This window comes from Streptomyces sp. NPDC001858 (assembly GCF_053594615.1).
On record NZ_JBSFEV010000002.1, the window covers coordinates 107358 to 125092 of the forward strand.

At 66.8% G+C, this 17735-nt stretch carries 21 protein-coding genes; 18 read left to right on the top strand and 3 right to left on the bottom strand.

From position 1 onward, the window contains the following. Nucleotides 1-18 precede the first annotated feature (18 nt). The 10 genes from ACWCPF_RS02990 (at nucleotide 19) to ACWCPF_RS03035 (ending at nucleotide 6603) form a co-directional block, all read left to right on the top strand. On the top strand, nucleotides 19-270 hold the full coding sequence (locus ACWCPF_RS02990; RefSeq protein ID WP_451043197.1) for a hypothetical protein: 252 nt from the start codon (nucleotides 19-21) through the stop codon (nucleotides 268-270). Nucleotides 271-287: 17 nt separating this feature from the next. Next, a complete protein-coding gene (locus tag ACWCPF_RS02995; protein WP_451043198.1) occupies nucleotides 288-482 on the top strand; it encodes a hypothetical protein in 195 nt (64 codons plus the stop codon). Between the two features lie 15 nt (nucleotides 483-497). Then, nucleotides 498-965: a hypothetical protein gene (locus tag ACWCPF_RS03000; RefSeq protein WP_451043199.1), complete on the top strand. Its 468-nt coding sequence runs from the start codon at nucleotides 498-500 to the stop codon at nucleotides 963-965. An 18-nt stretch (nucleotides 966-983) separates the two neighbouring features. Beyond that, entirely contained in the window at nucleotides 984-1277 is a 294-nt protein-coding gene (locus ACWCPF_RS03005; RefSeq protein ID WP_451043200.1) for a hypothetical protein, read from the top strand. 17 nt (nucleotides 1278-1294) lie between these two features. After that, the gene (locus ACWCPF_RS03010) at nucleotides 1295-1744 is read left to right on the top strand and encodes a hypothetical protein (RefSeq protein WP_451043201.1); all 450 of its coding nucleotides are present in this window, start codon (nucleotides 1295-1297) and stop codon (nucleotides 1742-1744) included. A 172-nt stretch (nucleotides 1745-1916) separates the two neighbouring features. Further along, nucleotides 1917-2795 (top strand): bifunctional DNA primase/polymerase, encoded by an 879-nt coding sequence (locus tag ACWCPF_RS03015; RefSeq protein WP_451043202.1) that lies wholly within the window; start codon nucleotides 1917-1919, stop codon nucleotides 2793-2795. Between the two features lie 128 nt (nucleotides 2796-2923). After that, nucleotides 2924-3115, top strand: a complete 192-nt coding sequence (locus ACWCPF_RS03020) for a hypothetical protein (protein WP_451043203.1) — start codon at nucleotides 2924-2926, stop codon at nucleotides 3113-3115. Nucleotides 3116-3126: 11 nt separating this feature from the next. Further along, the gene (locus tag ACWCPF_RS03025) at nucleotides 3127-4671 is read left to right on the top strand and encodes a DUF3987 domain-containing protein (protein ID WP_451043475.1); all 1545 of its coding nucleotides are present in this window, start codon (nucleotides 3127-3129) and stop codon (nucleotides 4669-4671) included. A 339-nt stretch (nucleotides 4672-5010) separates the two neighbouring features. Then, nucleotides 5011-5238 (top strand): excisionase family DNA-binding protein, encoded by a 228-nt coding sequence (locus ACWCPF_RS03030; protein ID WP_451043204.1) that lies wholly within the window; start codon nucleotides 5011-5013, stop codon nucleotides 5236-5238. Between the two features lie 84 nt (nucleotides 5239-5322). Continuing rightward, nucleotides 5323-6603, top strand: coding sequence for a tyrosine-type recombinase/integrase (locus tag ACWCPF_RS03035; RefSeq protein ID WP_451043205.1), 1281 nt, complete (start codon nucleotides 5323-5325; stop codon nucleotides 6601-6603). A 79-nt stretch (nucleotides 6604-6682) separates the two neighbouring features. Here ACWCPF_RS03035 and ACWCPF_RS03040 read toward each other — a convergent pair whose 3' ends face one another. Further along, nucleotides 6683-7858 carry a pentapeptide repeat-containing protein gene (locus tag ACWCPF_RS03040; RefSeq protein WP_451043206.1) on the bottom strand — a complete coding sequence of 392 codons (1176 nt, stop codon included), beginning with the start codon at nucleotides 7856-7858 and terminating at the stop codon, nucleotides 6683-6685. Nucleotides 7859-9472: 1614 nt separating this feature from the next. On the opposite strand from ACWCPF_RS03040, the gene ACWCPF_RS03045 reads away from it, so the two are divergent. The 3 genes from ACWCPF_RS03045 to ACWCPF_RS03055 all read left to right on the top strand — a co-directional run bounded on the left by ACWCPF_RS03045 (nucleotide 9473) and on the right by ACWCPF_RS03055 (nucleotide 11139). Then, a complete protein-coding gene (locus ACWCPF_RS03045; protein ID WP_451043188.1) occupies nucleotides 9473-9964 on the top strand; it encodes a hypothetical protein in 492 nt (163 codons plus the stop codon). Between the two features lie 144 nt (nucleotides 9965-10108). Further along, the gene (locus ACWCPF_RS03050; RefSeq protein WP_451043189.1) at nucleotides 10109-10576 is read left to right on the top strand and encodes a GntR family transcriptional regulator; all 468 of its coding nucleotides are present in this window, start codon (nucleotides 10109-10111) and stop codon (nucleotides 10574-10576) included. Beyond that, the gene (locus ACWCPF_RS03055; RefSeq protein WP_451043190.1) at nucleotides 10573-11139 is read left to right on the top strand and encodes an HD domain-containing protein; all 567 of its coding nucleotides are present in this window, start codon (nucleotides 10573-10575) and stop codon (nucleotides 11137-11139) included. The genes ACWCPF_RS03050 and ACWCPF_RS03055 overlap by 4 nt, the downstream gene beginning before the upstream one ends. Here ACWCPF_RS03055 and ACWCPF_RS03060 read toward each other — a convergent pair. Further along, the gene (locus ACWCPF_RS03060; RefSeq protein WP_451043191.1) at nucleotides 11127-11600 is read right to left on the bottom strand and encodes an NUDIX domain-containing protein; all 474 of its coding nucleotides are present in this window, start codon (nucleotides 11598-11600) and stop codon (nucleotides 11127-11129) included. The genes ACWCPF_RS03055 and ACWCPF_RS03060 overlap by 13 nt on opposite strands. A 2-nt stretch (nucleotides 11601-11602) precedes the next feature. Then, the gene (locus ACWCPF_RS03065) at nucleotides 11603-12370 is read right to left on the bottom strand and encodes an XRE family transcriptional regulator (protein WP_451043192.1); all 768 of its coding nucleotides are present in this window, start codon (nucleotides 12368-12370) and stop codon (nucleotides 11603-11605) included. Between the two features lie 491 nt (nucleotides 12371-12861). Here ACWCPF_RS03065 and ACWCPF_RS03070 point away from each other — a divergent pair, with 491 nt between their 5' ends. The 5 genes from ACWCPF_RS03070 to ACWCPF_RS03090 all read left to right on the top strand — a co-directional run bounded on the left by ACWCPF_RS03070 (nucleotide 12862) and on the right by ACWCPF_RS03090 (nucleotide 17600). Further along, entirely contained in the window at nucleotides 12862-13152 is a 291-nt protein-coding gene (locus ACWCPF_RS03070; RefSeq protein WP_451043474.1) for a hypothetical protein, read from the top strand. Continuing rightward, on the top strand, nucleotides 13149-14267 hold the full coding sequence (locus ACWCPF_RS03075) for a conjugal transfer protein (RefSeq protein WP_451043193.1): 1119 nt from the start codon (nucleotides 13149-13151) through the stop codon (nucleotides 14265-14267). Before ACWCPF_RS03070 ends, ACWCPF_RS03075 begins: the two co-directional genes overlap by 4 nt. Then, a complete protein-coding gene (locus ACWCPF_RS03080) occupies nucleotides 14264-14881 on the top strand; it encodes a GGDEF domain-containing protein (protein ID WP_451043194.1) in 618 nt (205 codons plus the stop codon). The genes ACWCPF_RS03075 and ACWCPF_RS03080 overlap by 4 nt, the downstream gene beginning before the upstream one ends. After that, nucleotides 14878-15219, top strand: a complete 342-nt coding sequence (locus tag ACWCPF_RS03085) for an RRQRL motif-containing zinc-binding protein (RefSeq protein ID WP_451043195.1) — start codon at nucleotides 14878-14880, stop codon at nucleotides 15217-15219. The genes ACWCPF_RS03080 and ACWCPF_RS03085 overlap by 4 nt, the downstream gene beginning before the upstream one ends. A 158-nt stretch (nucleotides 15220-15377) precedes the next feature. Further along, entirely contained in the window at nucleotides 15378-17600 is a 2223-nt protein-coding gene (locus tag ACWCPF_RS03090; RefSeq protein WP_451043196.1) for a cell division protein FtsK, read from the top strand. The last annotated feature ends 135 nt before the right edge of the window (nucleotides 17601-17735 follow it).

The following is a 17735-nucleotide window of genomic DNA, read 5'->3' on the forward strand; positions in this document are numbered from 1 at the left end:
CCCTCCGAGAGGCACCTGATGAGCCTTCCCCTCCTCGCTGCCGCATGCCTCCTCATCGTCACCCTGGGTTACGGCGTCAAGTGCTGGCTGAGCCCGTTCGGCGACTGCCGCAAGTGCGACGGCATGGGCCACGACCTCAAGACCGACCGCAAAGGACGCCTCAAGCGCGGCAAGGACTGCCGCCGCTGCCAGGCGACCGGCAAGCGCATACGCGTCGGCCGCTGGATCTACAACCGCGCCGCGCGCACCTACCGCGCCGGCACCCGCTGACCCCCTCGGAGACGCCCGTGGTCCTCACCGTCCCGCTCGTGCTGCTGCTCGCCGTCGTCGCTGCCCTGCTGCTGCGCTCCAAGGCCGTCGGTGCCGGCGCGGCCGTCGCCCTCGCCCTCTTCGGCTTCTACCTCGCCGGCACCGACGCGGCCGACACCGTCAACCAACTCGTCACCGCCCTCGCCGACGCCCTCAACGACGTCGGCCGCTAGAACGGAGACCAGGACATGAACGAACCCACCCTGTACGGCCGGACGTCCGGGCACGACACGGCGGCTGTGGAAGTCCACCGCCCCACCCCGCTCGCCCCCGCGCACACCGTCCCGCTCGTTCCCGTGCAGCCCGGCGGCATCCCGACCGTGGCGAGCGTCGTCCTGCCCGACGGCCGCGTCGTCACCGGCTACGCCATGAACCCCGTCCAGCCGGAACCGGTCGCCGCCAAGCCGGCCGTCTCCCGCGCGGCGGTGAACGTCGCCCTCGGAGGCGTCGGCTTCCTCGCCGTGTGCGGCGGGCTGCTGCTGCTGACCGCGTTCATCACCGCGCTCACGGCGCTGGTCACGCAGCTCGTCATCCTCGCGGCCGTCGTGTTCGGCGGGTGGGTCGCCGTGCAGATCTTCGGCGGACGCGGCCACGGCGGCGGGACCACGGTCAACATCCGCAAGGCCGTCATCAAGCGCAACAAGTTCTACGGCTGACAAGGGAGAACAACACCCGTGCTCCGACTCCGCATTCAGGTCTCCGACTGGCCGCGCCGCGCGCTGGTCCTGACCGACACCCCTCGCCCCGACTGCTCGGACTGCCGGGGCGAGGGCGGACACGCCTACGACTACGGCGACCACAACGGCGAGTACGCCGGCACCGAATGGGACCCCTGCCCCTGCTGGGACGAGAACCGCCGCATGACCCTGCTTCCCCTGCCGCGTCGCCGTCCCCGGTGGCTGCGCCGCCGCTCTATCGGGCGCGACCCGTGGGGCACCGACGGCTACAGCGACGAACCGCCCTTCTGACCCCGAGAGGAACGCCTGTGTTCGAGATCAGGATCATCTGCGACCCCGCCGACTCCGACCGCGTCACCGACGTCCTGGAGAAGGCGTTCAAGACCGGACGGGTCACGGTCCACACGGCCCGCGGCGGCAAGCGTCAGCGCCTCTACCTCGACGCCGATCACGCTGACGTGTGGCCCGACGCCGAGCAGGCGTACGCCACCGCCCCCAGCATCCACAGCGAACTGGACTGGATCGCCCGCACCCTCAACGACGCCGAGTGCTACACCGCGTTGAAGCGGGAGTACTACGTGCGCAAGGCCGCCGTCCTCGACCGCATCGCGCTCAGCGAGGGAGCCGACCGCCGCGACGACGACACCGCCCACGTGGCCGCGAAGTTCCTGGTCGAGCTGGACGACGCGCACGCGGACTGCGAGCCGCGCGCCTACGTCCGTCAGCAGTACGCGCTCATGGTCGCCGACGGCCGATAGCTGTGCCCGTGGGCGGCGGCACTCCCGGACAGGACAGCCCGCCGCCCACGGTCTCCGATCCCGACATTGCAGAACAGGAGACCTACAGCATGACCGAACCGCGTGTTTTCAGCGAGGGCCTCATGGTCCCGGCCACTCGAACGGGACGGGCTCTTGTCGTGGGGCTGATCTCATGAGCGCGACGCCCGAACCCCTGCGCGTCGCCCTCGCCCTCGCGGCGGCCGGTGTCCCGGCGCTGCCGTTGCGGCAGGGCAAGGCCCCGTTCGGCAACTGCCGCACCTGCAAGGACAGCGCCTGCGGTGACCGGCCCAACATGAAGGCGGCGGGCCCTTGCTGGTGTCCCGCGCCCTGCCACGGATGGGCCGCCGCCACCACCGACCCGCACACCCTCACCTCGCCCGCATGGGCCCCGGCATGGTGTCACGCCGTGGCCGTCGCGTATCACCCCGGCGGGGCGGGGGTGACCGTCGTGGACCTGGACAACGCGGCGGCTGTCGCCTGGGCCCTCGAGACCCTGCCCGCCACCCGCACCGTGCCCACGACGCGCGGCCAGCACTGGCTCTACCGGGGCGTGATGCGGTCGGCGAACGCCGTTCGGCCCGGGGTCGACGTCAAGTCGCTCATGCAGTACGCCCGTTGGCTCGGTCCCGGCACCGGCCGCATGGTCGACCTGCCGACGGCCGTGCGCGCCCTCGCGGTGAAGGAAGACACCACCCTCTCGCGCAGCGAGGTGGACTCTTCCCTCCCGACCCGCGCCACCTGGGACCGGAACGTGGCCGCCGGGTGCCGCCACACTCAGCGCTACGTCCGCACCGGCCTGGAACGCGGCCTCGCCCTCGTACGGGCCCGCGCCGAATCCGGTGCCGGATCACAGGCGTTTGGCGTCGCCCGGTTCCTCGCCGCTCAGCACGCCCGGTGCCCCGGCCCGTGCGGACTGGCCGTGATCGGGGAAGAGATCGTGGCCGTCGCCGTCTCCGTTGGGGTCCCCGGGGCCTACGCACGCCGCGCCGTGGCCAACGGCCTTGAGGCGGCCTCGGAGCGTGCCGCATGAACAATGTGCCGCATAGTCCCACAAACGGCCCTGAGAGCGCCGTACAGGGCCCGTCACGGCCGACCGTGGGCGAACCGAAGGTCGCCGCCCGCAAGGGCGTCCTTTCTGCCGTTGGTTCTGACCCGCACATGGTCACCGTCACCGGCATCACCCCGGGGCTCCAAGTCCGGTGCGAGGGCGTAACCGTCGCGGACTGGGTCTGCGCGTGCGGGCATCACGAACGCGCCCGGGGTCGTGCCGCCGTCATCCGACTGACCGCCCGCGTCCGCGTCGACGTCTGCCCGCACACCACCACCGCCGAAGGGAGGGCGGCAGCGTGAATGCACAGCCTGTGGACAACGACCTGTGGGTCGGACTGCCCGCCCTGGAAGAGCCGACCGGCGAGGACGACGCGGCACCCGACGTGTGGGAGGATCCCATGCCTCTCACCGGCCGGCGCGAGCTTGCGCCGTTCCCCGCGCACGTCTTCCCCGCATGGATGGGGGAGTTCGTGGCGGCCGTCGCGGAAGAGACGCAGACCCCGGTGGATCTCGCCGGATCGATCGCCCTCGCCGTGCTCGCCACGGCGGCCGGCGGCCGGTCCGTGGTCCACGTACGCGGCAACTGGCGCGAGCCCACCAACCTCTACACCGTGGTGGCGCTCCCGCCTGGTAACCGCAAGTCCGCCGTGTTCGCCCTGCTCACCAATCCTCTCTACGACGCGGAGAAACAGCTCAAGGCCGCGATGCAGCCCGCCATCGTCGAGGCGGAGGTGACCGCCCGACTCGCTAAGGAGGCGGCCGACAAAGCCGCCGCCCGTGCCGCGTCAGCCGACGACGACAAGCGGCAAGAGATGGTGGCCACCGCCGTCGGTCTCGCGCAGACCGCCGGCACGCTCACCGTCCCGGCTGAACCCGTGCTGCTGGCCGACGACTCCACACCCGAGACGGTTACCTCTCTCATGGCCGAGCAGGGCGGTCGGCTGTCGGTGATGAGCGCGGAGGGCGGCATCTTCGACATCATCGCGGGCCGCTACTCCGGGGCCCCGAACATGGACGCGTTCCTCAAGGGGCATGCCGGGGACCGACTGAGGGTCAACCGGCAGTCCCGCCGCGAGTACATCGACGCCCCCGCCTTGACCATCGGGCTCGCCGTGCAGCCCGAAGTGCTGCAAGACATCGGCAAGGTGAAGGGGTTCGACGGACGCGGATTCCTGGCACGCTTCCTGTTCTCCCTGCCCAAGTCCATGGTCGGCGAACGGAAGGTCGTCACCGACCCCATCCCCGAGCAGACGGCCGCCACCTACGCCGCGCGGGTCATCGACCTCACCCTGTCCCTCGCGGAATGGACCGACCCGGCCGTCATCCAGCTCACTCCGGGGGCGGACGCGGCCCTGATCGCCTATCAGGAAAAGGTCGAACCGCAGCTAAAGAAGCGCGGCGGCAAGCTGGGCCACATCACCAACTGGGCCGCGAAACTCGCCGGGGCCACCGCCCGCATGGCCGCGCTGCTGCACCTCGCCGAACACGGCGGCAACGGCTACACCCACCCGATCACCGAAGACACCATGCGCGCGGCCATCGAGCTGGGGGAGTACTACACCGCCCACGCCCTCGCCGTGTTCGACGCCATGGGGGCGGACCCGGTCATCGGCCGGGCCCGTAGCGTGCTGGACGCGGTCAGGGACAACCGGTGGGAGGACGTCAGCCGGCGGGACGTCTTCACCGCCCTGTCTCGCAGCGAGGTACCGACCGTCGCCGATCTCGAACCCGCCCTCGCGCTGCTGGAAGATCACGGATACCTGCGGTCCTACCAACCCGAGCGCACCGGCAAGCGCGGCAGGCCCCCCGCGCCCCGCCTACTCGCCCACCCCTCCCTGCGGGACGGCGGCCGGTGACCACTGGCCGCGCCCTCAACCCCTCCCGCACAAACCGCAAAATCCGCAGAAAAGCCAGGGCCCCCCGCTGACCTGCGGCGGGACCCTCGCGCCACACCGGCGAGGGAGCCGCCGCACAATCCCGCGATATTCCGCAAAAAACCGAGCACCACCCCCGAGCTGGGACCGGCGACCGGCCGCCCCTGATTTTTGCGGAATATCGCGGGTTTCTGCGGAGCACCGCCCGCCACCACCCGCACACCGCATCACCACAGGTCAGAGACCATCCCCGGTTTTTCTGCGGATATTGCGGTTTGTGCGACGGCACTTGCCCATGAACTCAGCCCCACGGAGTGAGCATTGGACGAACACCCCACCCTTCTCGCCCCCGCCGACGACGACGCGACCCTCGTACTCCTCAAGGTTGAAGAGGCCGCCCGCCGACTCCGCATCGGCCGGACGACATGCTTCGCGCTCATCCGTACCGGAGAGCTGGAGTCCGTCATGGTCGGCGGTCTTCGCAGGGTCCCGGTCGACGCGCCGGCAGCGTATGTGACCCGTCTCCGCACCGCCCACCGCGCCGCTTGACGACGCCCGGGGCGGCGGCACTCCCGGACAGGACAGCCCGCCGCCCCGGTCCCCATCCCGACACCGAGAAACAGGAGTCTGCCTGTGGCAGAGGAACAGAAGCGCAGTCGACAGCCCAACGGCCGTAGCTCCATCTACCTGGGCAAGGACGGCAAGTGGCACGGCCGCGTCACGGTCGGCATCCGCGACGACGGCACACCGGATCGCCGTCACGTCGAACGCAAGAGCCGCGCCGAAGTGACGGCAGCTGTACGCGAGTTGGAGAAGCAGCGCGACGCCAAGACGGTGCGGAAGCCGGGCAAGGCGTGGACGGTCAGGACATGGCTGACGCACTGGGTCGAGAACGTTGCGCCCCTCGCCGTCAACGACAACACCATGGTCGGGTACCGCGTCGCCGTGCGGAAGCACCTGATCCCCGGCTTGGGGGCTCACCGTCTCGACCGGCTCAAGCCCGAGCACATCGAGGTGTTCTACGCGAACATGCAGGCCAACGGCAGCAAGCCGGGGACCGCGCACCAGGTGCATCGCACCTTCCGAACCGCCCTCAATGAAGCCGTACGGCGAGGGCACCTCGGCAAGAACCCCGTTCAGTTGGCCAAGGCCCCGAAGACGGGGGAGTACGAGGTGGAGCCCTACAGCGTCCAAGAGGTGCAGCGGTTGCTCAAGGCCGCTGGCCGGCATCGCAACTCCGCCCGGTGGGCCGTCGCCCTCGCCCTCGGACTGCGCCAGGGCGAGGTGTTGGGGCTGAAGTGGGAGGACGTGGACCTTGAGGGTGGGTTCCTCGTTGTCCGCCGTAGTCGTCACCGGCCGCAGTACGCCCACGGGTGCGCGGAGCCCTGCGGACGAAAGGCGGCCGGGTACTGCTCGGAGCGGCGGCGAACCAACCCGGAGTTGTCCACCACCAAGTCCCGCGCCGGGCGTCGTGCGGTCGGTCTCCCCGAACAGCTTGTTGACCTACTCGGTGCGCACCTCAAGGCGCAGGAAGCGGAGCGGGAACGGGCTGGGAAGCGATGGGAGGGCAACAGCCTCGTCTTCCCGGACGAACACGGCCGTAGTCCGTCCCACCGTCGGGACTGGACCGAGTGGAAGGATCTCTTGGCTGAGGCGAAGGTGCGGGACGGTCGGCTGCACGACGCGCGCCACACGGCCGCCACGGTCCTACTCATCCTCGGTGTCCCCGAGCGGGCAGTCATGGGCCTCATGGGGTGGTCGACCACGGCCATGGCTGCCCGCTATCAGCACATGGTGGATGCCGTGCGGACGGACATTGCGAAGCAGGTGGACGGCCTGATCTGGAAGCCCGAGGCGGATCGGCCGCACGATGACGACGAAGGTGAGGCTGGCGTGCCCGTACCGACCAACTGAGATTTTGGATCAGAGCGGGCATCGCCTTTTGGGTGGTGCCTGCTACATCCCTCGATCCGTGAGCGTTATTTCTCGGATTTCATGAGTCCGTGGAGTGGCTGTGTTTTCTGTCATCCCATTCGTCTTCCACTCGACGTACTCGTGCCTCGATCTCAGGGTTCCCGTGCAGTGCTTTCGGCAGCGTTGTCGATTTAAAAATGTGAGCCCCGAGTAGCGAGTTGAGCGGTGGATTTGCTCTAGGGGACAAGTGAACTCCGAACAAGCATGCATCGCCGAAGTCGACTCTCTCCAAATTGCTCCCTCTGAAGTTTGTGTGATGAAGGATCGCGCTTTCGAAGAAAGCACGGTCTAGGTCCATATGGCCAAATCGGCATCTTGTGAATTCCGTGCTTACGGCAGACAGTTCGTGTGCTTCACCTCCGAGGAATGAGGTTTCGGTGACCTCCGAGTAGTCCAGCTCTGCTCGTTTTAGCGTGCATTTGCTGAATCGGCATCGCACAATCTTTGCCTGGGTGATATTAGAGAACGAGAGATCGCATTCCTGAAAGACGACATCGGTCAAATCTGCCATATATAGATTGAGCCTGCGGAGATCTGCGTTCCTGATGGTGCATCCTGTCAGGGTGGTTCGGCGTAGATCAATGTCGAACGGCTCTTCCCTCTCGGGGCGTCTCGCCAGAACGTCAAGCGCGGCTTGCACGGGGTCGCTTGAGAGTATCCTTTCGGAATCTATCTTGGCGTGTTGCCTTATGAAAGCGGCTAGCACCTCAACTACGGTGTCGTGATCCTTTGTGGAGTCTCGCATAATTCTTTCAAGAGAGTAGATGCCTCCAAGTTGCTCTGTCTGATTATCTGAAGCGATGAGGCGGATTGCTGAGACGTATCTTTCCGTGACCTGCCCTTCACGACTAATCTCCGCCTGTTGGGTGGAATTTCTTTCTGAATGACGTAGTGACTCTCTCGTCAATTCGGCTTGTTCCGTGAAGTTTTCTTGGGATTTGAGGAATGACTCGCGACTCTGTTTGTGGTTCAGGTGGGTGTAGGCGAGGCTTCCCGCTGCAAGGATTCCCGCGCCGAATGCGACTATCGTCGTTCGAAATCCTGTAACGACCGCCCCCTCCCCAGGTGTCAGGCCGCGTCCAAATTGGGACCCGTCTGCCCACCAAGGCCCTTTCCAGAGCAGAAGGATGAACGTGCCGAGCAGGAGGGCCGCAGATATCGCGCTGATCGATATGGTGACAATGCGTCTCTTCACCTTGAAATCTCAGCACGGCCGGGAGCCCTGTGTGGCAAGTTCCGCAAGTCTGACCCCGATGGGGTGGACGGGAGGGTGGTTGGTTGGGGCCACTCCGTGGTGGGGTTGGCAGCTCCGCATGCTGGCGACTGTGCGCTGCCGCGTGCGTGGCCGGCGGGGCTCAATCGAGACGGGAACTGAGACGGAGAGCTTCAATGGGCGGCACCCGGAGAGGTGCCGCCCATTCGTTTTGCCTGGTCAGGCATACAGAGGCCGTGGCGGGAATCGAACCCGCGTAACTCGCTTTGCAGGTTTGTCTGTGCTGGTCAGGGCATGGTTCGGGTGCGTTCATGTGCGTTCGAACTCGTACAGGTGGCGAGCTAGACGGGGTAGAGCGAACCGCTGTGGACGGTCGTGTACGGCCATGAACGAGACGGAAACTGAGACGGACTTGGAGTCCCGGCATCCGCACGTAGCCGTTCACGGACGGCTGACAGGGCCAGGATGCGACCATGGGCGGAGCCCGCTGTGACTGACACCTCCTGAGCGACTTCACGAGGGCAGATGGGATGCTCAGTAAGGAAAGAGATCATGCGTAGTCGTACTTACTTCGTTCCGTTCTCTCCGACTCCCACCGCTTTGCCGAAAGGGCGTGTGGAGTCTTTCCTTGAATGGATTTCAAACCGTAGTGAACTTCCTGCCTCCATTCGTTCGCGGGCCCGGTTTAGGTACATCCATCTAAATGGCACTCGGTTTACGCGTCGTTTCACTCAGCGGGATATCGAGGAGAATGCCAATGCGCGCCTTCCTCAAGGCGAATCGGTTTCGTTTCGCGCAATTTGGATGGTTGAGTTCTATACGCCACCGGACGCTAGGGATATTTATAGGAGACTTCAGCAGCTTGACGGCCTTGCCCCGGCGGCGACTCGGCGGGGTTACGCAAATTGGTTCAGGTCTGCCCGAATGGCTGACGGAGGCGCTTGGATCAAACTGCCCAATTTTGCGCCTCCGGGTCAGTCGACTTTGGGGCGGGATGAGATTTTTACCGCACTTCCTGAGGGGGTCAGTCGAGTTTGGGCCAGCCTTGTAGCAGTGACGCATGGGATCAGTGCGCTCGTGCTTAGGTTTGAATATTACGAGGATTTCGCAAAGAGCTACGGGGAACTTTTGCGTGAAGATCAAGGTAAGAGATTGGAGCCTATCGGTAATGGGCACTCCATCATTTCTCCAATGTCTATGAAGTCGCGAAAGGTTAAGGAGTGGCGGCGATGTCGGGTTCAGCAGGCTAGCGCATGGGTTACCGCGCATTACCCCGGGCATTTCGCCCGACAGGCCGAAACGCACCCTGTCGTCTACTTTGTTACAACATCTAACGTAGTGCCGTGGCGAGATGAGCCATCGGGCAACAGGGCCGATGGGTACGGCGTGCTTGATTTGAGACCCGACTTTAGGTCTCAATGGGAGCCGGTGAATCTGACATCGCTACGGTTTCGATGGGCGACTGAAAACACAGATTATTGGCATGGCGGACAGGAGTTGCTCACGTGTGCGGCGCGCGAGTCGGATTTGCTATCTGCGGAACCTGTTGGAGTTGGTTCCCACTCCTCTTCGAGCATCTCCCATGCCATGCAACGCTTGGATGACGATCTTAATGGTATCGCCGTTAGGTGGAGTCTCTACTACTACGTCGACAAGCTAAGTGATCAGATTGCGGAGGTTCGAGATCAGGCCACTTCAATCGCGAACGACGCTACTCACAAGGCTTTCGTATCTCTTCGAAATCGCCTGCTAGTCAGTGGAATTGAAAGTCAGCTTGTAGGGAAAGAAATTGTCGCCTTTTCTGCGAGCAATAGATGGGTCGGGCAAAGCTTTCAGTTGAACGAAATTTTGTCTCAGGCGCTTTTGGGTCTAGGTGGGTCTCCGGGCCGGTTTCATTCCGCTCTGGCAGGACGTATCGCGAACGAGTCGGCCCGAATTGCTAGTTCGGAAAAAGAAATCAGGGATTTGGTGTCGGCTGCCGCTGACTTGACTAATGCGGCGTACGGGATTCGGTTGCAGGCGGTAGTGCTCTGGCTTACGGTGGTCTCGATAGTAGTGGCAGTTATTGCACTGGTCGTTGCCTTTTAGATCAGTTGCTTCAGAATTTCATGGGGCGTGGATGCGGTTCCCTGAACGAAGCGAAGCCGGTACCTTTTCCAGCTGAGGCGCTCTGGCCCGACCCTCAGCGTGGGACGCTTGACGCTGACGGCGGGATACGAAGAGGGAGGGTGAGTGGCGCAACAGGCAAGCCCGCGCGGGACTTTTCAGAAGATCGCTGATCAGCTCAAGGCACAGATGGATCGCGACCCGGAGTTGGTGGAGCTACCACCGATCGCAGAGGTCATACACGATCACCAGGTCTCGCGCGGTGTGGTGCTTCGGGCGTTCGCGGCGCTTCAAAGGGCTGGTGTTGCAGAGCCCGTTCCGGGCGGACGCTGGCGCTTGGTCAGGGAGGGACAGCGGACCGATCGCCGGCCCCTCGCTGAGCGGCTCACTGACGTCTTCGCGGATGACGGCCTTGAAGTTGGGGCAGCGTTCCCGAGTGCTTCTGTGCTGTGCGAGAGGTTCGGTGTCTCGCGCCCGACGCTCACCAAGGCGTTGGGGAAGCTGGAAGCCGCAGGATGGCTGTCCGAAGGGGGGCAGGGCAAGCTACGTACCGTGCGGGCCCTGCCGAATCGAGAGGAGAGTTCCGCACCGTGACGGGACTGACGGAGTGGGCGTACCCGCTCGCCGAATCGCTGCTTTCCGACCCATTGCCGCGTCGTTGGAAGCACTCGGTTGGAGTCGCCGAGCGCGCACGCAGCATCGCGCCGATCCTCGGTGCGGACGCGGAGCTGTTGGAGGCTGCTGCTGTCCTACACGACATCGGGTACGCGCCGGACCTCGCCAAGACGGGATTTCACCCGCTCGATGGGGCCCGTTACCTTCGCGACATCGCGCATGCTGACGAGCGGGTTGTGCACCTGGTGGCTCATCATTCCTGCTCATGGATGGAAGCAGAGGCCAGGGGGCTGCGCGAGGAACTTGAGGCCGAGTTCCCGCGCGAGAGCGCGCACCTCAATGACGCCCTGTGCTACTGCGACATGAACACGACTCCGGACGGCACGCCCACGAACCCGGTCGATCGGATCAATGAGATTGCCGGCCGGTACGGTCCGGACAGCCTGATCGGGACGTTCATCCGTCGGGCCGAACCGGAGATCCTCGCGAGCACATCACGCGTACTCGAACGCGTCGCCGTCGCGAAGCGTCAGCCGACGTAGGGTGCCGTGCGCGTTTGGTTTATCGCGTGCTCAATTCTGAGCTGCATGGTGGGGTGGACGTCTAGCTTCGGCAGGTCCGATGGGGCGACCCATCGGACCTGCGTCGTTTCGTTGCTCGTGCGTACCTCGCCCCCGATCGGTCGCGCGTGGAAACAGATGCTGAACTGCTGCCTGACCTCGCCGTCGTCGTACTGCATCACGTGGCCGGGGTCGGTGTAGATCCCGGAAATGTCGACGACCTCAGCCTTGATTCCTGTCTCTTCCCAGACCTCGCGAACCACTGTGTCACTGATGGATTCGCCTACATCGTGCCCGCCGCCAGGCAGCGCCCAGCGTCCATTGTCGGATCGCTGGATCATCAGCACCTGTCCCGCGTCGTCTTGCACGAACGCGACCACGGACGGCACCACCGAGTTGGCCGGCGGGGCGTCAGGGTCGTGCAGGTAGTCAATGCGTCCCATGGTCAGGCTCCTGTGATACTCGCGATGTCTTGATCTGTGATCGGTCGGGCGTTTTCCCAGGTGTGTTCGATGCTATTCGCGTACGTGTCGAACAGTCCGCCCCCAGGCAGTCGACGCAGATGCAGGACTGGGGCCATGTAGGCACCGATGCCGTAAACATGTGGGTTCACCAGCATCTCGTCATCGGACCGGTAGATGGAGTTGTAGAGCGTGGCATCGTGCAGCCGGAACCCGATGTCAGGGTGACTTCTCATGAGCGGCCGGTAGTGCACTAGGGAATTCCGAATCTTGCCGCCCATGATCCGATGTCCCTCGTCTATGCCGCGCTGCTCGACTGCCGCGCAGTCGGGGTCGCCAAGCAGGATGCGCACCTGTGCGCCTGCCTCAACCTTCGCCTTGGCGAGGTCGTGAAAGACGGGGTCCTCAGACAGAAAGAGCCCGGAGTAGACGAGTACGTCAATGTTTTGTCGCGCCCGTCCGTAGATCTCTCGCCAGAGACCGGGCGGCACCGCGTGGCGATGTGGGTAGACCGTGACGATCTCGGCTTTCGTCAGGTCGGCCGCGCTCTGAACTGCTCGATCGTCGTCCCAGAGCGTCGTGACATCGACCTTGAGAGCGGCGGCCGTCGCGTACTGATGTCGCCTATACGGAACCTTCCCCTTCGTGATCCAGCGTTCGACGGTCTTCGGATTGACATCGATCTCTTCGGCCAGCGTCTGAACCGTCATGCCGCTGGCTAACAGGGCAGACCGCAAGCGTTCGTTGGACATCTGAACCCCCGATGGGACGTCTAGGGACCTCTTGAAGGTACTCAGACGTCCTTGAGGTGTCCACGTACGGGGTGACCAAGTCCCCTGACCTGGGGCGATTCTGATGGTGCGCCAAGAAGTTCCGGCGCAAAGCCAAGAGGTTCCGCCGCTGCACTTGACGGATCCCCATGCGGTACCTGTAAAACAGGTACCGCAGCGACGTCCGGAGGAAAGCCCGAGGGGGTGAGTACGAAGGCAGCGTTCGTTCCTTGAGAACTCAACAGAGTGTTGTGAGCTGACGGGGCCTGACCCCGTCCCCGTGGCGGCCGGGTGATGACCGTCGGCCCCGGCATGCAGCCGTGAAGGGCGCGGGATCGAATCCCGCCCGGGGCGCTGGGCCTGCCGCCATGCGTGGTGACGGCCCTCATTTCCGGTGCGGCGGCACTCCCGGACAGGACAGCCCGCCGCCCGGTTCCCTCCCGACGTAGCAAGAGGAGAGATCCACCATGCGCATGCGCAACTTCGTCGCCGGCCAGGAAGCGCACGGCGACACCGAGTTCGCGGAACTGGCGATCGGCATCGACGTCGACCTGTTCCGGGGCCCGCTGGAGTTCGAGACGGACGACGAGCGGGCCGCCCGTGAGGACGCGGCCCGTGACGTCCTCGCCGACCTGTGGGAGCAGGCGGAGGCCGGTGAGGAGATCGCCGGTTGGGACGCCCTATACGCCGACGCGCTGACCCGGACGGTGCCCTTCCTGCGTGCCGCTCGCGGCCACCGCGAGGGAGCGGGGGAAGCGGCATGAGCGAGATTCGCAAGCCCCTGACAAGGGTTCAGATCGGTGTGCTGACGGCCGCGTTCGTGCCGATGCTGGCCACGGGCGTGGTCGGCGGCATCGGCACCTACAGCAACATCGGCCACGCCTACGGCACCGGCACCGCGCTCGGTGCGCTCGGTGCCGGCGAGGGCGCGACGGCGGTGCTCGCGCTGGTCCTGCTGGGGTTGACCATGCTGGGGCAGTCCTCGCCGCGCGTCGTGCGGGCGGGACTGTGGGCGTTGCCGGCCGCCGCCGCCGTCATGGGCGCGATGGCCGCCCCGGACCCGGGCCGCACGGTCGTCTACGCGCTGACGCCGATGGGCATGTCCGTCTCGGCCGAGGGCATGGCGTTCCTCGCCCGTCGGATCGTGGTCCACACCGACGGGCGTGATGCGGAGAACGAGCGGCGCACGGCCGACATCGTGCAGGCCCTCGCCTACCACCGGGCGCGCGCCGCACATCACCCGACCAGTCGGGTGCGGAAGCGTTCGGATCGGGTGTCGTGGCGTCTGGCTCGCAAGGTCGGGGTCGGGGACACGGCGTTGGGATCGAGGCTGTTGGACGTCCAGCGCGACCGGATCACCGGCGGTGCGGACGCTGCGCTCGCGGCGATGTTCGCTCCCGCCGCGCTCGATTCGATTCCGGTCGCGAATGAGGAGGAATCGTCTGGTAGTAGTCGAGAACGGTCTATGGCTGACCTGCTGGAATCGAGCGCTCCGACGGTCGTGGTGACGCGGCTTTCGGTGCCCGATCCGGTGCCGGTCGACTTCGGCAAGAGCGGCACCGGCATGAAGTCGATGCCGGCTGTCGTCCCGGCGGTGAAGCCGGTGCCGATCGCCCCGGCACCGGTCCGGTCGCTGCCGGCCGCGTCGACCCCGGCGCGTCGGGCGACGGGCCGTGTCCCGGTCGCCGCGAAATCGACCCGCACCCGCCGCACCCCCGACCAACTCATGACGGAGGCGCGGAAGGCGACGGCCGGTTGGACGGACGCGCAGATCACCGCTGAGGGCATCCGCCGGGCCCTGCGCACCTCGCCGGCGAACGCGCGGACGCTGCGGGACGCGCTGCTCGCCGAACGCGCCGCGACGGCGGTGACGCCGTGAGCACCCTCGCCGCGCTCTTACCGACCGTGCCGCCCATCCTCGGGTGGGCGGTGCACGCCCGGTGGCTGCACGCACGGCTGACCACGGCCCGCCGTGACCCGCTGACCGGGCTGTGGACGCGGGACGCGTTCACCCGGCGGGCCCGCCGCCTGCTGCGCGACCCGCGCGCCGTGGTCGTCCTCGCGGACGTCGACCGCTTCAAGCAGATCAACGACACCCACGGCCACGCCGCCGGTGACCTGCTGCTCGCTGCGGTCGCCGCCCGTCTCGCCCACGGCACCAACCCGGGCGGGGTCGCGGGACGGTTGGGCGGGGATGAGTTCGCCGCCGTCGTCGTCGACCGCGACGGCACCATGGCCGACCGGCTGCACACCCTCGCCCGCGTCCTCGCCCGCCCCGTCGACACCGCCCCCGACGTGCACACCACCGTGTCACTGGGGTGGGTGCGCGCCGTCGACCATCCGGGCGAGGACCTGTCGGCGCTGCTGCGCCGCGCGGATGAAGCGATGTACGCGGCCAAGCGGTCCGGCCGCTCCGGGCCCCGGCGTGCCCGCCTCGGTCGCCTGCTCGGGTCGGTGGCCGGCCGTCGTCCCGGACGGCGCGGCGCGGCATGAGTACCCTGCCCGTCTTCCGGTGGCACCTCGCCCCGGACGGCTATGCCACCCGCCGCCAACTGAGGGCCCGCGACCTGCGCCCCGGCGGTCAGGACGTCGCCGCCCAGCTTGAACGCCCCCGGCGGCGGGGCCGCCCGCCCCTGGTCGCCTATCTGTACCGCGTCGACCTCGCTCGCCCGGTGCGTCCGATGACGCCGGCGAAGTGGGCGGCGCTGGCAAAGGCCAATGCCGCCCGCCGCCGTTGCCCCGAGTGTGGCCAGGACGCCGGGTACGTCATCCCGCCCACGCTCGGATCCTGCGTGACCTGCGCATTTCCCGAGGAACAGCGCGTCGCGTGACCTGCGAGGGGTACAGACCGTACCCCTCCGCATGGGGGCAGGATTCCTACCCCTTACCGCCCAGTAGGGCCCTCATCATCTCTGCACCGGGTCCGGCCGCCCGACCTTCCACAGCAAGCCGGCCGGACCCTTCGACTCCAAAAAGGAGCACCTACATCGTGTCCGAGACCACCACGTTCACGCCCACCGGGGACCCCGAGGGCACCGAGCGGCCGACGGCCGACGTGCTGCCGTTCCCGCTGAAGAAGACCACCGGCCCGGCCGCGTCCGGCGAGGGCGAGGCCAAGCCGGGTGAGTGGGAGGCCGAACTCCCCGACGCCGACGACCCGGAGGCCGACGGGCTGACCGAGGGCGTCGCGGTCGACCCGCCCCGCGAGGTTTACCCGCCCTCGGTCGCGGAGTGGATGGAGGCCAGGGACAAGGCCCGTCTGCCGGTCCTGCCGGACTGGGTGAAGCTCCCCGACCAGCGCACGGCCGTCCGCAAGTGGGCCGTCCGCCACTACACCGCCGTGGCCGGCTACCACGCCGTACGCCTGCCGCTGGTCTACACCCCGAAGATCTGCATGTACTCGCCGCGCGGCGCGTGGCGCTGGTCGGCCGCCGTCGGCCGGTGGGTGGCCGACACCGAGGGCAAGCCCCTCAGGCTCGCCGCCGTCGCCGACGAGAACGCGGCCGACTACCTGAAGCTGTCCCGGCAGCGCAACGACCGGGTCAGGCTGCGGGGGATCGTCGCCGCGCTCGGAGGGTTCATCGGCCTCGCCGCCGCGCTGACCCTCTACGTCATGGCCCCGTCCTGGCTGTTGCTGCTGTCCGTGGCCGCGCTGACCACCACCCTGGGCATCGTGGGCGCGCCGGCGGATCGGCCGCTGATCGACATGGCTAAGGTGACGTTCCGCAAGCGGAAGCTGTCCTCGGACATCGTCATCCGCGCGCACGAGGTGGCGCGGCTGACCAGCAAGGATCAGTCGATCTCGTTCCCGCGTCCGATCGGGCGGGACGGCGACGGGTGGCGGGTGGTCGTCGACCTGCCGTACGGCAAGACGTTCGAGGACGCCCTGAACGCCCATGCGCGTCTGGCGTCCGGCATGGACATCGCCCCGACGCAGTTGTTCTTGGACAAGGACGACAGCAGCGGGCGGCGGGTGTCGTACTGGATCGCCGACCGTGACCCGCTCGCCGTGCCGTCGGGCAAGTCGCCGCTGCTGGGGGCGACGCGGGTGGACTTCTGGAAGCCGTTCCCGTGGGGCGTCGACGAGCGCGGCAACCCGGTCATGGCCACGATGCTGTGGCTGTCGCTGCTGGTCGGCGCGGTGCCCAGGCAGGGCAAGACGTTCTCCGCCCGCACCATCGCCCTGGCCGCCGCGCTGGATCCGCACGTGCGGCTGTACGTGTTCGACGGGAAGGCGTCGCCGGACTGGCGCACGTTCGTCAAGGTCGCTCACCGCATCGGGTTCGGCATCGTCCCGAAGAACGGGGTCGACCCGGTTCAGCATCTGCTGACCTCGCTGCGGGAGTTGAAGGCGGACGTCGAAGACCGCTATCACCGGCTGTCCGAACTGCCGCTGCACATCTGCCCGGAGGGCAAGCTGACCCCGGAGATCAGCCGGGACAAGAAGCTGAACATGCCGCTGACGCTGTTCGTGGTCGACGAGGTGCAGGAGTACCTGACCCATCCCGAGCACGGCAAGGAGATCCTGTCCCTGCTGGTCTACCTCGCCCGCGTCGCCCCCGCGGTGGGCGTCAGCGTGATGACGGCGACGCAGAAGCCGGACGACAAGGCGTGCCCCTCGGAGCTGCGCGACCAGCATCAGGCCCGGTTCGCGCTGCGCGTCGGTGCCTACCAGGTCTCCGACACCATCCTCGGTGCCGGCTCGTACAGCGAGGGCTTGGACGCGTCCAAGCTGCTGAAGTCCCACAAGGGCGTCGGTCTGCTCAAGGGCATGTCCGATGACTCGGGGATCGTGCGGACCTATCTCGCCGACGGCCGCGACGCCGAACGCGTCCTGACCCGCGCCGCCGCGCTGCGCGAGGCCGAGGGCACGCTGTCCGGGGACGCGGTGGGCGAGGCACCGGCCCCGGAGACGTCCGCGACGATCCTGGACGACGTCGCGGCCGTGCTCGGCAAGGGCGAGGCCAAGGTGTGGTCCGAGACGATCGTCGACCGCCTCGCCGACCTGCGCCCCGATGTCTACGGCCCGTGGGCGCAGATGGAGGCCAAGCCCAAGGCCGAAGCGCTCACCGCAGCGCTCAAGCCGTTCGGCGTCGGCACCGGGCAGATCAGCCGGCGCATCGACGGCGAGCAGGTCAACAAGCGCGGCATCAAGCGCGAGGACGTCGCCGCCGCGATTACACAGCGCAACGACAAGAGGGACGCCGGATAGGTCCCGAACCCTGCTACCGGTAGCGGCGGGCGTCGCTACCGGTAGCAACCCTGCTAGCAACTGAAACCGCCCCTGATCAGGCCGCTAGCAGATAGCGGCCGACCTGCGGAAACCCCCTTCAACCCCTCCGAGAGG